We start from the raw sequence: 15,426 nt of genomic DNA on the forward strand, positions 1-15,426 counted from the left end.
TAAATAATAATTTACTAAATAAAAGTAAATTTAATTCTGCTAATTATTCTTATGTGTATTTGATTGGCGCATGTAGAACGAGTGGAAAGTGTGAATGTGTATTTTCATTCCCATTAACATATAGCACAAAACCAACTGTTACTGTCACTAGAAGCTTGGGTTTTTATGACAGAACGTATGGTAATGTACCAGTTACAATTGTTGTAACAGAAGTTGGATCTGTCATATTTGAAGTAACCCACTCTAGCTATATTGCTGGATCGTTATATTCGATAGGAGCATGGTTTAGCGTTGACGGAACAATAGTATAATGGTTTAATAAATAGCTATTTATGTTGTTTTTATAGTTCCATCGAAATAAGTCCATGGAGAATAGGTATTACCTAAATACGAACGTAGACATGGTTTTAAAATAGCAGAGCCAAAGTCGGTTGCATATGCAATTTGTATACCAGCGTCCGCCCACGCATGAGACATCGATACAATAAACCCACTTGTATATGGGTGATTAACAATATTGTCTCCGTACCCAAATCGTACACCACCTTTAAAATCATTTGCGTTAGTAGATGAAATGACCTCCGTAGCACGGCTTATTTTGTCATCTAAATTTATTAATTTACCGAACTAATGTTCGTAAGAAAGGAGTGATATTTTGACAGAAAAAATCACGTTTGGAACCACAAATGTTACACCAAAACGAATACTTGAAAATTCAGAATCACTTACAATTACATTTACATCTGATTTGACGTATGAACAAATAAAAGCCTTACTGTCAAATATAGATAATACAAATGTAATTACATATACAAGGGAATCAGATGGACAAGTGCCTTATACACATAACTACACTGGATATACGATATTACAACCAACAATCGGAGTAGGCGAAGGCGAATATACGATAACACTAAATCAGCCTAATCTACAGCAGAAATACGAAGAATTAAGGGCTGAGAATGAACATCTTAAAGCTGACAAGGTAGCTCTTGAACAAAGAGTTGCACTTACAGAAGGTTGTATTCTTGAATTAAGTGAAGTTATATATGCAACAGAAACTGCAAAGGAAGGTGGTGAATAGTATGGTAGCGTTATTGTGGGCGAATAAAATTATTGCATTAGATAAGACTTTTAATGATGTACCTGCAGGACTTAAAAAGCAAGTAGCTAAAGAATTAAAGTTAGCAGGCTGTGAGGATCTAATCACGGAAGAACAATACAAATAGAACACGAAGGCGGTTACCGTAACTGGTGCCGTCTTTTTACTGCATATGCAGAGAAAGAGAGATAATATGAAAGATAAATTTGAGACATTTTTTGTGGGAGCATTTGCTTTGTTGTTTAGTTGGTTGGGTGTATTAGCTATCCCAGTATTAGCACTGATAGCATTTAATCTTATGGATTATGCTACAAGACTAATAGCAAACAAGGTATCTGGTGTTCCTAATACAAGTAAGAAATCAGTAAATGGAATATATAAGAAATTTGGTATGTGGGTGCTAGTAGCAGCATGTGCGATAATTGATATGGTTATTATGCAATGCGGCCAGTACGTGGGTATTAATCTACCACTTAAGTTTATTATAGCTATCGTGATCTCTATTTGGCTTGTATTTAACGAATTTATAAGCATATTAGAGAATGTTAGGGGTATGGGTACTAAGGTTCCTAAATTCATTCTTAACCTAGCAGATAAGATACTTGGTACTGTAGAAGATAAAGGACAATCGATTGTTGATGGAATAGGAAATGAGGTGGATAAGAATGAGTAATATAGATCAATGTAGAAATATATCGGAGCTTAATCCTTTATGCCAGTTATTATTAAACAAGGCACTAGAGGAAATTAAAGTTGCTGGTATTAATCTTCTTGTAGTTGAAACATATCGTAGCCAAGTAAGACAAAATTACTTGTATAGCATTGGAAGAACAGCACCAGGTACTAAAGTTACATGGACACAAACAAGTATACATACACAGCGCAATGCAGTAGATGTAGTGCCACAACGTAAAGTAGAAGGTAAAATGACAGCTATATGGAATGCAAAAGACAAAGAGACAGTGAAGATTATAAGCATTATGACTAAGTACGGTTTCGAAGCAGGGGCAAACTGGTCCACTAGTCCAGATAGTCCTCACTTTCAGATTAAGGGAGTATCTAAGACCGCTAAATCTTATAGTTTAACTAATACTAATACGTATATCACTAAGATGATTCAAAGGTTGCTTAATGAAAAGATTAATGCAAAACTAACAGTAGATGGAAAATGGGGTAATGCTACAACCAAAGCTGTTAACAAGTTCAGAGCGAAACAAGGTTGGAAAGAAGATGGAAAGGTTGGCGTAGAAACACTAAAGAATTTAGTAGCATAATAAAATCCCCCAAAGGATAATCCAATGGGGGATAGTTTTATTTATTAGATAACTTTTCTTCTAAAGTAACTGATTTCTTAATTGATTTTGTTAAAGGATCACAATAATTTATGATTAGATCCTGGTAGCTAAAATCAGTATTAGTTAACATTTGATAATGTGGCATAGATAGGTAAAGAGCCGAAATGTTAGCTTCTTCCGTATCTGTAAATTCTGTAGAAGATCCATAAATAGTTAGTACACGATAATCTTCATTAAATGATATGTTATCAACTGAAGGAATGGTTTTTTCTAATAAGTCGATTGTTTCATTTAGGCCATTCTTCAATAATGTTACATAACTATCTAATGATTTCTTATTGATATTGAAAGAGTAGTAATCATCGTTATAAATTGAATCATTTGGTTTCAACTTTTTAATAATATCTTTCATGTATAAGTCTTTTTCATATAGCGCTTTTTCAATTGTAAGATATTCATTCTCATCGTATACAATTACTTTATAAGTTAGTGTAGTATTGTTTGTTTTTCCTGTGATTATAGTAGTTCCTCCAGATATAGCTTTAATTTCACCTTTACTATTAATAGAAGCAACTTTTTTATTACTGCTTGTCCACTTAGTACTATTTGCACCGCTAATTTGTATGTTATATTTATCATCAGTATATAAATTAACGATAGTCATCGCGTTTATATTAGTGCTACCGAATATGGAAAGCGTAATTGCTAAAACTAGAAATAACGATAAAAATCTTTTCGTTTTCATAAATCCACTCCTTGTGCAATATAATGTTATATTATACTATTATATACCAAATTATGCAAGCATGATACATTAAATAATAAAAAGGAACAAGCAGTTAAGCAAGCGCCTATAGAATATTAGCTATTCAACGAATCTTTAAGGTATCCAGAGAATGTAACTTTTCCATTCTTATCGTAATTAGTGATATAAACATCTGCTTTCTCATAGTCTACGCCGTTTAATATTTGGATATATGGAAATGATAGATAAAGTCCTAACATATTCATGCTATCTTCTTCAGATAGATCATTAGTTGTTTGGTAGATATATAATTTTGTACAATCTTTATTGTATTTAATTTTCGATATTGAACCATTTGAAACTAGATCATCAATTGTAATATCGAGATCATCTTTCATTTTTGTTATTTGTTTGTCTAATGATTTGGCCTTGCACTTTACAAGAGTGTATTTACCAGATGTAGTAATGTTATCAATGTCAACATCTTCTAGAATTGCTTGTAAAATAACATCAGAATCATATGATTCCGTAGAAATTTTTAGCGTTCTAGTACTGCTTTTTACTGTAACTTTACATATATATTTTTTGCTGCTTACATTAGCTGTAATAGTTGCGGTACCATTTTTCTTAGCAGTAACATAACCTTTTGAATCTACTGTGGCAATGGAATTTTTACTGCTTTTCCATGTTACCTTTTTGTTTGTACCAGTTACTTTAATTTGCACTTTTTCTCCTGTGTATAATGTTGTACTAGTCTTGCTAATCTTAACAGCAGCTTGAATGTTACTAGGTATTATCAAAGATACTATCACCAATAATACTAATAGACTTGATATAATTCTTTTTTTCATAATTCCACCCTTCCTGTAATATAATGTATATAGTATACTATTATATACCAAAATATTCAAGGTGATACAATAAAAAGACACAAGCTGTTAAGCATGTGCCTTCCTATTTCTTATTCCGATAATCTAAAACATTATAAAAATAAGCTCCATAGTTATAATGCCACAAAATACAATAAATGTCAATTACTTATGCGAGGTAGTAAAAAATATTCATTGTGTTAAATCTCTTTTCTAACGGTTGTTCTAACGAATTGTAGTAAAACTGTATCATTTCTATAGCCTAACTAATGACTAGTGAAATCTTCGCAAACCCTGTAATTACATAGGATTGGTTCACCTTTGATTTATTATAGTTTACTCTGTTATTTGCCTTCCCAAGGCGAGGGTCGCGGGTTCGAATCCCGTCTCGTGCTTGTTTGAAAAGTATCGCTAATCCTTATAAATCAGGTGTTAGCGATTTTTTTCTATTTCATAGTAATTGTAGATATAACCTTTTGTAGTATCCTTATCTTCATGTCCTTTGTAAACACTGGGTTCTTCAAAAGACATTCCTTCTGCAAACAATCTACTCGCAAAGGTTTTTAGGTACAATAACTGCCCTTAAATCAAAAATGGAGTAACTTTAATTTAGAATAATGTTTGAGGTTGTTGTACTAATTTACAGTATAATACAATTTGAGTAGAGACTTTTAATAAAGATAGAAAAAAGTTATTTATAGGAGAGGTGAGAATAATGAATTCAGTAAAAGAAATGAGAATTGAAACAGATAGATTAATAATTAGACCTTTTATTTTGAATGATTTATCAGAGTGTTATGAATTAATGCAAGATGAAGAATTATTCAATTACTTAGATTGGAAAGTTACATCTATTGAGATATTCAAAGGAACATTTAATTGGTGGATTGATTTGTATGAAACTAATTTTGATGACGATTTTAAATATAATTTTGCCATTTTTTTAAAGGATAACAATGCATTAATTGGCTGGGGTGGTTTCGGGGCTATTGACTGTTTTTATCCAGAGAATGAAATATACTATTTAGTTGGTAAAGAGTATTGGAGAAAAGGGTATGCTACTGAAATGATGAATGCTTTATTAGATTATTATTTTAATACAATTGGAATGAATAAAATTATTGCTTTAGCAAAACCAGAAAATATTGCGTCTAATAGAGTAATACAAAAATTGGGATTCAAGTTTCAATATTTTGTTCATGGATTACCACAAGAGTTTGATTTTTATAATGGAGAGCCATATTATTCTCTTACAAAAGAGGAATACTTACAAAAAATATAAGATTTTGTTATGGTTATATATAGTGTTAATATTTGCTGATTAGTGTACACATATTACTGTGAGAAGTTCAGTATTATTGATTAAAAAAAGGTACTGTCTATATGGTCTATCCATCAAAACAGACCATATATTAATAAAAAGTATATGGTGTTTATTATGAATAAAAAAATTCAATTATTAATTAGCTCTGTCATACTTTTATGTTGTATAGCTGCCATTTTATATAGTAATAAATTTAAAAGAGAAGAAAAGACAAGAAAATCATATAGAGAAGTTAATACATTCATACAAGAAGATAAAAAACTTAAAAATACAGATATTGAAAATACAGATGTTTATGATACGTTCCTAAATAATTTTAAATGCCAAGGAAAAGAGTATTATTACTCTTATATAGAATTAGTTGGTTATGATTATCCAATTCTTTTGCTCTCGGATGGTGTTTATAATTATAAAGATGGGCGTAAAGTTGCAATGGGGACAGATATTTATTATCCTGTCAACAATGAAGTAACACGATTTGGTGGAATAGGTTCAGATGGAACCGCGTATCCCATTGCGGCTAATACAACAGGGATTTTTACTGCAGGTGGGCACGAAGTAACAAAGTATGGTTTAGATATTCAAAATCGAAAACTAAAATTGATATATAAATATATAATGTTTTTCTATACAATAGGTGAAAAAGTAAATGTAATAACACTTGGAATGATTAGTGATGAAAGCAAAATTGTAAGTGAGTTAGAATTTTATAAAGCTAATAAAGAGTATGGAAAAGCAAATAGAATATATTTTAAACCCCTGTGTTAATTAGGATACCATACATTTATTGAATCAGATATCACCAGTTATTAATACATAAAAATATGTGCACTATTATGTGTACATAAATCAGAAGTGGATAACCCCCCCTTTTTTTTACGGGATTTTTCTTGTGTGACATACTAATACCTATCTCACTAATTTGGTGAATAAAACATAAACAACCATACATAAATGTGATGTATAACGTTATTGGAATACGTTTCCATTCTATATAAAGTGTGTTATAATACATTTAGTTATTAAGATGGTGGGATTTTACTGAGGTTGTGTTATAGAGTTATCTGCAATAATTCTCGGATAAGCACTTAAGTTATTTATTCTTTGTTAGATAAACACCACAAGGTTTCCTTGTGTTTTAATAGATACTAATATTTGAAAGGGTGAATTTAATGAAAAAAGATTTTAGATGCTACAACACAAGGAGAGTGACAATAATTTAGCTCTCCGTAAATAAAAGGAGAGAATTATGACTTATAGAGAAGTTATTAAAATTGGAGATTCATATTTACTTACAAAAATATCGGAGTTGTATGATTTGGATGGCTATAAAATTAGTTTGGTTAAGGCACATGACGGTGGTCGAAATGTCGTCTATAATTGTGAGAAAGAAGGTGCTGTTTCTAAAATAATCAGAATTGCCTTCTTAGATGACAGGAGTCGGGAAGATTTTCTGGGGGAAGTTGAATATATTCGATATTTATACGAGCATGGAGGTAGTGTCTCGAATGTAATCAGCTCCCGTAATGGAAACCTGTTAGAAGAGATTACCCATGAAAATCACAGTTTTTTTGTCTGCGCATTTGAAAGAGCTAAGGGGAAATTGCTTGTTGAAAACAGTTATAGATATCGGGAAGGTGTTCCAATTAACGAATATTTTTATAACTGCGGTAAAATACTAGGGAAAATGCACCAGTTATCGAAGGTATATACTCCTGAACATAAACGATATAGCTTTTTTGATAAATACAATATTGAGTATATTGATAAACTGATACCTCCGTCTCTTTCTCTACTTAAGAAGAAACTTTTTGAGCTTCTTAAAACATTAGAGGGATTGGACAGGAATTGTGAATGTTTCGGGATGGTACATTTTGATTACAGCGATGGTAACTACATGATAGACTTTGATACTGGGAAAATAACTGTATTTGATTTCGATAATTCATGTTTCTGTTGGTATATGTATGACCTTGCGAATGTCTGGACACACGGAGTTGGTTGGATACAATTTGAACCAGATATTGAAAAACGCAAAAAATTCATGGATGATTATTTTGAAACAGTCCTTGCGGGATACAAATCAGAGACTGACATCAAAGATATTATACTCGAGAAACTACCTTTATTTATCAAAGTAGTCATTATGGAAAACATAGTTGATACTTTTGAGGATATACTTAACAGTGGTGAAGAGCCAGAATGTGATGAAGAACTATCATATCTCATTAAATGCTTGGAAGATGACATCCCGTACAAGGGATTTTTCAATGAAATTTACTCATGTGAAGAACCGTTTGAGTATGAGATACAAGATATATAGTTTTTATTACAGCCTGTTAATATTGAGTACCTAAATGAGTACGTAAAATTGGAGGTGCTGGAAAGTCCCTTTCTATCAGTGCTTTTGTGAGGGGATAGAATTCCAATCCCGTCTCATGCTTACAAAATCCCTTGATTTTCAAGGGATTTTTTGCTGTGCTGATATGTGCACCGTATAATTGCTATTTTTATGACATTGCTTTATTCATTTATTTTTTTGTAATATTGTGGTAAGATTGAATAGTAAAAAAAGTATTTGGAGGTTAACCATAATGTGGTGTCATTTTTTGTACAAAAAATGATAATAAAATGAATAAACTTAAAAGTTATTGGGGGATATGGATACTGTTTTCATGAGAGAAATATAAAGTTCCCTTCAAAACAAGTATGATTTGATGCATGATGCATTCCAAATAGTTGTTCTGTTTATACCATAAACCATCTAGCGCATAAAATGTGTGCACTATAATGTAATATAAATCATAAGTAGCTCTTGACTCTGTCGTTGGGGAATAGTTTATACTAAAACAAAACAATGAATTGGAGGTTAATATGAACGAATTATTTAAGATCAGAGATATATCAACCAGGTATGAAATATCAGCACGCACACTTCGATATTATGAGGATATGGGACTAATTAACAGTATCCGCAGCGACGATTATGCTTACAGAATGTATGATGAAACGTCCATAAAAAGACTGGAGCAGATTTTAATATTGCGAAAGTTGAACATTAGCATTAAAGATATACAGCGTATTTTTGACACTTCCGGTTCTGAAGTTGTATTAGAGGTGTTGGGTAAAAAAGTTGATGATATTGATGATGAAGTTTCTCTTTTGCATGAACTAAAAGATGTTGTTTTAGAATTTATTCATCAAATTGAGAAATCTGATTTTGGCAATGATTCAGAAGTTAAATTACTATATGAAAAAGCAAGGGAAATAGAGAATCAACTTGTTAATGTAGACTACAAGGGCAATCCAGCTAATATGAACCGCTTAGTTGAAGTGACTGAAAAACTGAAAAAAGCACCTGAAGTACGTATCGTTCAACTACCGAAATGTAAAATGGCGACCTCCGGAACACCGGATCACACATTTTCCACTGTGTGGGACTTCCCAAACTGGTGGGAAGATTATGACAAAAAACGCCATGGGGTACACTATGCACCGTTGGATTTCCTTTTTGGTGAGGATGGTGGTCTGGTTTGGTGGATGATGGTAGAAGATGGTGCGACCAATGAAGATTGTGGAGGTTATGATATCTTTGACTTTGAGGGCGGGTTATACGCTGTTCATACATCCGTTGATGAAGATATGGAGAGTCAGAACATTGTCAACCAAAAAATCATAAAATGGCTCGAAAATACAGGCTTCGAGCTTGACGAACGTCACGGTAATCGTACATATATGGGACATATGGTCAATCCCTCAAGCGAAATCAAACAGGGATTAGGATATAATCAATACGAAATTTTTGTGCCTATTAAGTTGAGGGTAAAATAACATGATGATATTGTAACTGATACCACTTTTTCTGTTTTGGGAACTTGAAAAATTATAATTATACTTACTAGGTATAGAATATAGGAAAATGTTACCCCAAACTACATAAAATATGGGTACTATTATGTGTACGTAAATCAGAGGTAGTTAGCCATTATTTTAGTGATTTCACAATAGAAATATGGTTTGAACTCCGTCTCATGCTTATGGCTAAAAATATCACCAAACAGAAATGTTTGGTGATATTTTTATGCATTTTTTAGCGTAAGAATTCTTGGCAATTAAAATAGATGTTATCAGTTTTCGAATTCCTAATGTATGTAATTACTATATATTCTGGAAATAAAAGAAATCTCAATAAGAATGTGGATTTTGATGTATAGAACAAGTATAATATAATACCAGTAGAAGTAATAACTTCTGAATTAATATGGAATTTTAATGAAACATACAACAGAAAAAGCAGAAGGATTTTGGTGAATAAATGATAGTTTCAAAACAAGAAATGCAGCGATTATTAGATATTGAGCAAGAATACAAGGAAGCCCTAATTAAAATAAAAGAAGTGACAATAAGAAATGAGGAAGGTAAGACTTTACTTATACAGAAACAGCAAGAGATTACAACACTATCTCAAAGAGTGACCTTTTTAAAAAATGAAATACAAAAATATAACGAAATTACAGTAGAGGTTGAAGAGTACGTTCGTGAAAGAGAAAATGAGATAACGAATCTTAAAAATGAAGTAACGGGTTTTGAAAAAAGAATAGAGTTTATTAATTCGGAAAAAGAGAAGCTTACGGATATTATCAATAAAAACAAACAGGTAGTTACGGAATTAGAATCAAAAGTCAAAGAGAAGGAAAATGAGATTACATCCTTTAAAGCCATTTTAGAGGAAAAAGATCAGAATATAAAACACATAACCGAACTCCTTGAAGAAACTGAAGTTATTTTTGCGAATAAAGAGGAAGAAATCAGCTTACTAAAAGAGCAAATCGACGCGTTAGAAAAAGAGAATCAAGAAAAATCAACAGAATTAAATAGTAAAATAGATTCAATTGAAACATTAGAGGGGGATCTTAATAAGTTAAAGGAATCGTTATGTGAAAAGCAGACTGAATTAGATCAAACTGTTACAAAATTAGAGAGTGTGAAGAGTGAGTTAGAAAGCAGTAGAAATGAATTTAAGAAATTGCAGCAACTTCTCACTAATAAAGAAAAACAATTAAATGAAGTGAACAATAAAATCTCTGAAACAGAGAGTTCTCTAGCCAGCTTAAAAGATGAGTTTGAGAAAAAAGAAGATAGCTATGAGCGATTGAAAGTTGAATTAAAGAAAAAGGAAGAAGAAATAGAAAATCTGCAAACTAACATTAAAGCAAACGAAGAGAAAGTGGAAAACCTTCAAGCAAAGATACAAGAAAAAGATTATTCATTGGAAGTACTTCATTTGGATATAAAGGGGAAAAATGATTCTTTAGAAACATTATTCTTAGAAGTGAAAGAAAAAGATGGTACAATCGAAAAACTTCATCTAGAAGTAAAGGAAAAAGAAGAAAACAATGAAACTTTACAGAAGTATGTAGATGAAAAAGAAGAAAGTATCAATGATCTTACTAACAGCTTGGAAGAGAAAGAAAATGTAATAAAAGTTCTTGAAAATAGTGTACATGAGCAAGAAAATGAAATAGTAGAACTTCAAATTAGAATAGAAGAAAAAGAACATAATATTGAGGAACTTCATAAACAAGGTGTGGAAAAGGAACAGAACATAGAACATCTTCAATTAAGTATAGAAGAAAATCAAGAAGTGATCAAAAACCTTCAAATTGAGCTAACTAATACAATTGAAACTCTTCAAAATGAACTGGACGAGAAAGATATCTTAATCGAAAGAATTCAATCAGAAGTAAAAGATAAAGAAGAAACCAATGAAATACTACATCAGTATTTGGAAAAAAAAGAAGAAAGTATCAATGATTTTACAAACAACTTGCGAGAGAAAGAGAATGTAATAAAAGATTTTGAAAATAGTGTACATGAGCAAGAAAATCAAATAATAGAACTTCAAAATAGAATAGAAGAAAAAGAACATAATATTGAGGAACTTCACAAACAAGGTGTGGAAAAGGAACGGAACATACGACATCTTCAATTAAGCATAGAAGAAAAGCAAGAAGTGATCAAAACTCTTCAAATTGAGCTAACTAATACAATTGAAACTCTTCAGAATGGACTGGCTGAGAAAGTTACTTTAATCGAAAAGATTCAATCAGAAGTAAAAGATAAAGAAGAAACAATTGAAATACTACATCAGTATTTGGAAGAAAAAGAAGAAAGCATCAATAATCTTACAAACAGCTTGCAAGAGAAAGAAAATGTAATAAAAGTTCTTGAAAATAGTGTAGATGAACAAGGAAATGAAATAGTAAAACTTCAAAGCAGTGTAGAAGAAAAAGAAGAAGTAATCGGAAACCTTCATAATGAGCTGAATGAAAAAAGTACTTCAATAGGAAAACTACATTCGGAAGTAAAAGAAAAGAAAGAAACCAATGAAATCTTACAACTGTATCTTGATGAGAAGGAAGAGAGTATTGCGGATCTTACTAATCGTTTAATCGATAAAGAAAACATATTAGTAAGTCTTCAAAGAAATGTAAATGAACGTGAGCAAAACATAGTAAAACTTCAAATTACAGTACAAGAAGAAGATGATAGAATTGAACAGCTTGAGAAAACTATTGCTGATGAAAGATCTGTAAATGCTGAGTCTGATAAAAAACTTGAGGATATGGCTACCTTACTAGAAAATCAGAATAAAGAAATTAATGATAAAGACAGTCTTTTAGCAGAGAGAGAATCACAGATTAACAATCTAGAACAAAAGCTAGAGGAGCAAGGTAAAACAATAGCTAAATTACAGGATAATTTTGTGGATCAAACATTCCAAACAAAAGATTATGCACAAAGATATGATGATTTAGAATCTGTCTATAATAATCTGTTAAAAACTTTAAAAGAAAAAGAAGAAAAAATTAAATGGATTGAGGATACACTCAACAAAAAGACAGATGAGACAATCCAGTTAGAAAAAAGACTTGAGGAAATAGAAAATCAGAAGAAAAATCCATCGAATGACCGATCAACTGATAATATAACATTAGAAGCGGAATTAGAACAGAAAAATAAAATGGTGGATGAATACGAAACTACAATACTTGAATTAATGATAGAGCTTGACCAATTAAGAAATAAGTAGATTTCGTAGATGACTTTCCGCTGTTTTGTGTATAAATAATCAAACTCACAATTTAAATCAAGATTATGAGAATGGAAGCGTCATTATATTGAAGTCCTCGGATATGAAATTTTGCGCCTAGTAAAGAATAATAGTTCAGTTAACCTCAGTAATGTTGATAATTTCAATAATTCTGAGGTTTTCTGCTAATAGAGCCGATTTATTAGGTAGTAGTGTACGATATAATATGAAGTCATTTTCTGTATCAAGCCTGTATACAATTAAGTGAAGAAAGAGTTACTTAGATATAGGTCAAATCCTAATTAGTAAATTAATTACGAAAAGTAAGTTTTTTTATAAATAAGATGGGGAAAAATAAATTAATATATTACTTAGAACTATTAGGAGATGTACAATATGGAAAATATGGATACAAAGATTGTTGTATCAGGAGATATATGCGTGAATTTATTACAATGGATAACACATCCACAGAACAATGAGGGATTAAGTTGGCAAATGTATTCCAATATGCATGGTATATTACAAAATGGAGCAGGTCTACTTTTATCAAGATTTATATCTTTGTCAACTGGAGCTTCCATAATTTCTCCACAGCTTCATGACACAGAATTAATTTTATCAGGAGAATTTCTTAAGTCAACGGTAGAACTTGAGCTTTTACCAATGTTTAATAAAGGGGATAAGAAAAAGGTTTATAGGGTTAGCCGTTTTATAGGATTTACGGGGCCTATAGCCGGAAGCCCTAAATTACTTCCAATCATTAATGATGATCCAGACGTCGATATGATTGTATTAGATGATGAAAACAATGGATTTAATTCATATAGAGAATTTTGGCCATTAGCTTTAAAGCAGAGTAATACATCGCCGGTCATTTTGTATAAAACGAATAATCCAATAGATTCTAATGAACTTTGGCAACACCTACAAAAGAATCACAACGAAAACACAATAGTGATTATAAACAGTGATGATTTGCGTTCGAAAGGAGTTAATATAAGTAAAAGTCTTTCATGGGAAAAGACAGCTCAAGATTTTATATGGCATATTAACAATAATCCTAATTTGACCTTTTTAGTAAATTGCCGTCATCTTATAATTCCCTTTGGCAATGAAGGGGTTATTTATTACAAAAATGAGGGGGTACCTGAGACGAGATTATATTTCTTACCGTATGAATTTGAGGGTGGATTTATCAAAGATTATCAAGGTAAGATGTATGGATTGACATCATGCTTTGTTGCAGGTGTGGCAAGTGCGATTGTCTCTGGAATACAAAACAAGGAGGAACTTAACGAATCAATAAGTATAGGTATACGAAGAGGAATTGTTTCGGCTCAGAAATATTTTATTAATGGGTTCGGGGAAGATCCAGAAAAAGCAGTATTTCCTAATCCGTCTATATTTATTGAAGAGGACAATGATTTTGTAAAAGAAGATTACGTGCAAGATGTAATAGTTCCTAATAAAACTAATTCTGATTGCCATTCTTGTTGGTATATATTGAAGGATAAAAGTTCTACAAATTTGGCAGAGATAGCTTATGATATTGTTAAAAATGGAGTAAAGAACGCACTTAATACCATACCGATAGCTAGGTTTGGAAATTTAACAACCGTTGATAAGACAGAAATTGAAAGTTATAGAAGTATCAAAAATCTTATGATTGAATATATATCTACTAAAAACACCGTTAGACCTCTGTCTATTGCAGTGTTTGGAACACCTGGTTCTGGAAAATCATTTGGTATAGTAGAAGTTGCTAAAAGTATTGCGTCGAGTTCAATTAAAAAGCTAGATTTTAATCTTTCACAATTTAATTCTCCACTCGATCTAGCAAATGCTTTTCATAAGGTAAGAGATGTTGTGTTAGAAGGTAAAATACCATTGGTATTTTTTGACGAATTTGATTCTTCGCTCAATGGGAAATTGGGATGGTTAAAATATTTCTTAGCCCCAATGCAAGATGGTTTATTTAGGGATGGAGATTCTGTTCACCCAATAGGAAAAGCTATATTCGTGTTTGCGGGAGGGACAAGTAGTACCTTTAAGGAGTTTAGTGGAGAAGGTATTAGAGATGAGGAGGAAAAAAAGAAATTCTTAGTTGAATTTAAGGGAGCAAAAGGACCAGACTTTATAAGTCGTTTGAGGGGATATGTAAACATTCTGGGACCAAATCAAACCGATGATAAGTGGGACCACTTGTTTATTATAAGAAGAGCAATGTTACTACGATCATTATTAGAACGTAAAGTTCCGCACCTTATTAATGAACATGGAGAGGCACAAATTGATAATGGAGTGCTTAGAGCATTGCTGAAAATTAAAAGATATAAACATGAATCCAGATCCATGGAAGCTATAATGGAGATGAGCATGTTAACAAATGCGAAAAAGTGGGAACAATCCTTCCTTCCATCAAAGGAACAACTAAGATTACATGTAGATGAAGAACAATTTTTACGTCATTTAATGCATGATGCTTTTTATAGTGAGAAAATTGAAGAGCTTGCAGAAGGTATCCATGAAAAATATATAGTGATTCATAAGGGGAATATAGATATTGATAAGAATAATTTGTTACCTTGGAATGAATTAAGCGAAGAATGTAAGATTTACTATCGTAAGCAAGCGAAACATATTCCTAATTATTTGCTTAAAATAAATTACGATGTTGTTTCTGTTAAGGAAAAACTAGAAACCTTTGAATTTAATCAAAAGGAACTAGAAACACTTGCAGAGATAGAGCATACAGATTGGCATAATTACAGAAAAAAGATAGCCCTGAAATGTGGTGGGGTTAAGAATAACAATATAAAATATGATTCTAGCTTGAAGTGTTGGGAAGAACTATCACAAGAAATGAAAAATAAAGCTTATGAAATGGTCAAGTGCTGGCCAGAAATACTTGCTAAATCGAACTTTAAGATAGAGAGATTGAAACAGTTGTGTTATTGTGAAACTAAGCGTTAGTGAAAAAACTCAAGTGGAGTTT

The 15,426-nt window shown here is 31.5% G+C and carries 13 protein-coding genes; 11 read left to right on the top strand and 2 right to left on the bottom strand.

From position 1 onward, the window contains the following. From BUB90_RS23565 to BUB90_RS15435, 5 genes are all read left to right on the top strand, one after another. Positions 1–311, top strand: a 311-nt coding sequence (locus tag BUB90_RS23565; protein ID WP_170865509.1) for a hypothetical protein, incomplete at its 5' end; no start/stop codon positions are given. 344 nt (positions 312–655) lie between these two features. After that, complete coding sequence (locus tag BUB90_RS15425; protein ID WP_073289337.1) at positions 656–1,084, top strand: hypothetical protein; 429 nt, start codon at positions 656–658, stop codon at positions 1,082–1,084. Between the two features lies 1 nt (position 1,085). Next, complete coding sequence (locus BUB90_RS23570) at positions 1,086–1,229, top strand: hypothetical protein (protein WP_170865510.1); 144 nt, start codon at positions 1,086–1,088, stop codon at positions 1,227–1,229. A 66-nt stretch (positions 1,230–1,295) separates the two neighbouring features. Then, positions 1,296–1,775 carry a phage holin family protein gene (locus BUB90_RS15430; RefSeq protein WP_073289338.1) on the top strand — a complete coding sequence of 160 codons (480 nt, stop codon included), beginning with the start codon at positions 1,296–1,298 and terminating at the stop codon, positions 1,773–1,775. Then, positions 1,768–2,376 (top strand): M15 family metallopeptidase, encoded by a 609-nt coding sequence (locus BUB90_RS15435; protein WP_073289339.1) that lies wholly within the window; start codon positions 1,768–1,770, stop codon positions 2,374–2,376. The genes BUB90_RS15430 and BUB90_RS15435 overlap by 8 nt, the downstream gene beginning before the upstream one ends. A gap of 37 nt (positions 2,377–2,413) precedes the next feature. Here the strand turns inward: BUB90_RS15435 and BUB90_RS15440 are convergent, their stop codons facing one another. Together BUB90_RS15440 and BUB90_RS15445 are read right to left on the bottom strand one after the other, a co-directional pair. Continuing rightward, positions 2,414–3,142, bottom strand: a complete 729-nt coding sequence (locus tag BUB90_RS15440; protein WP_073289340.1) for a hypothetical protein — start codon at positions 3,140–3,142, stop codon at positions 2,414–2,416. A gap of 116 nt (positions 3,143–3,258) precedes the next feature. Continuing rightward, positions 3,259–3,993, bottom strand: coding sequence for an Ig-like domain-containing protein (locus tag BUB90_RS15445; RefSeq protein ID WP_073289341.1), 735 nt, complete (start codon positions 3,991–3,993; stop codon positions 3,259–3,261). 733 nt (positions 3,994–4,726) lie between these two features. Here BUB90_RS15445 and BUB90_RS15450 point away from each other — a divergent pair. The 6 genes from BUB90_RS15450 (at position 4,727) to BUB90_RS15475 (ending at position 15,404) form a co-directional block, all read left to right on the top strand. Next, the gene (locus BUB90_RS15450; protein WP_073289342.1) at positions 4,727–5,293 is read left to right on the top strand and encodes a GNAT family N-acetyltransferase; all 567 of its coding nucleotides are present in this window, start codon (positions 4,727–4,729) and stop codon (positions 5,291–5,293) included. A 156-nt stretch (positions 5,294–5,449) separates the two neighbouring features. Beyond that, positions 5,450–6,103, top strand: coding sequence for a hypothetical protein (locus tag BUB90_RS15455; protein WP_073289343.1), 654 nt, complete (start codon positions 5,450–5,452; stop codon positions 6,101–6,103). Between the two features lie 481 nt (positions 6,104–6,584). Then, on the top strand, positions 6,585–7,658 hold the full coding sequence (locus BUB90_RS15460; RefSeq protein ID WP_170865511.1) for a phosphotransferase enzyme family protein: 1,074 nt from the start codon (positions 6,585–6,587) through the stop codon (positions 7,656–7,658). 551 nt (positions 7,659–8,209) lie between these two features. Then, positions 8,210–9,166 (top strand): MerR family transcriptional regulator, encoded by a 957-nt coding sequence (locus BUB90_RS15465; RefSeq protein ID WP_073289344.1) that lies wholly within the window; start codon positions 8,210–8,212, stop codon positions 9,164–9,166. Between the two features lie 484 nt (positions 9,167–9,650). Further along, positions 9,651–12,428 carry a coiled-coil domain-containing protein gene (locus tag BUB90_RS15470; protein ID WP_073289345.1) on the top strand — a complete coding sequence of 926 codons (2,778 nt, stop codon included), beginning with the start codon at positions 9,651–9,653 and terminating at the stop codon, positions 12,426–12,428. Between the two features lie 396 nt (positions 12,429–12,824). Then, positions 12,825–15,404 carry a Ryanodine receptor Ryr gene (locus BUB90_RS15475; RefSeq protein ID WP_073289346.1) on the top strand — a complete coding sequence of 860 codons (2,580 nt, stop codon included), beginning with the start codon at positions 12,825–12,827 and terminating at the stop codon, positions 15,402–15,404. Positions 15,405–15,426: the final 22 nt, after the last annotated feature.

This window comes from Anaerosporobacter mobilis DSM 15930 (assembly GCF_900142955.1).
In the GTDB taxonomy this organism is placed as follows: Bacteria; Bacillota; Clostridia; order Lachnospirales; family Lachnospiraceae; genus Anaerosporobacter; species Anaerosporobacter mobilis.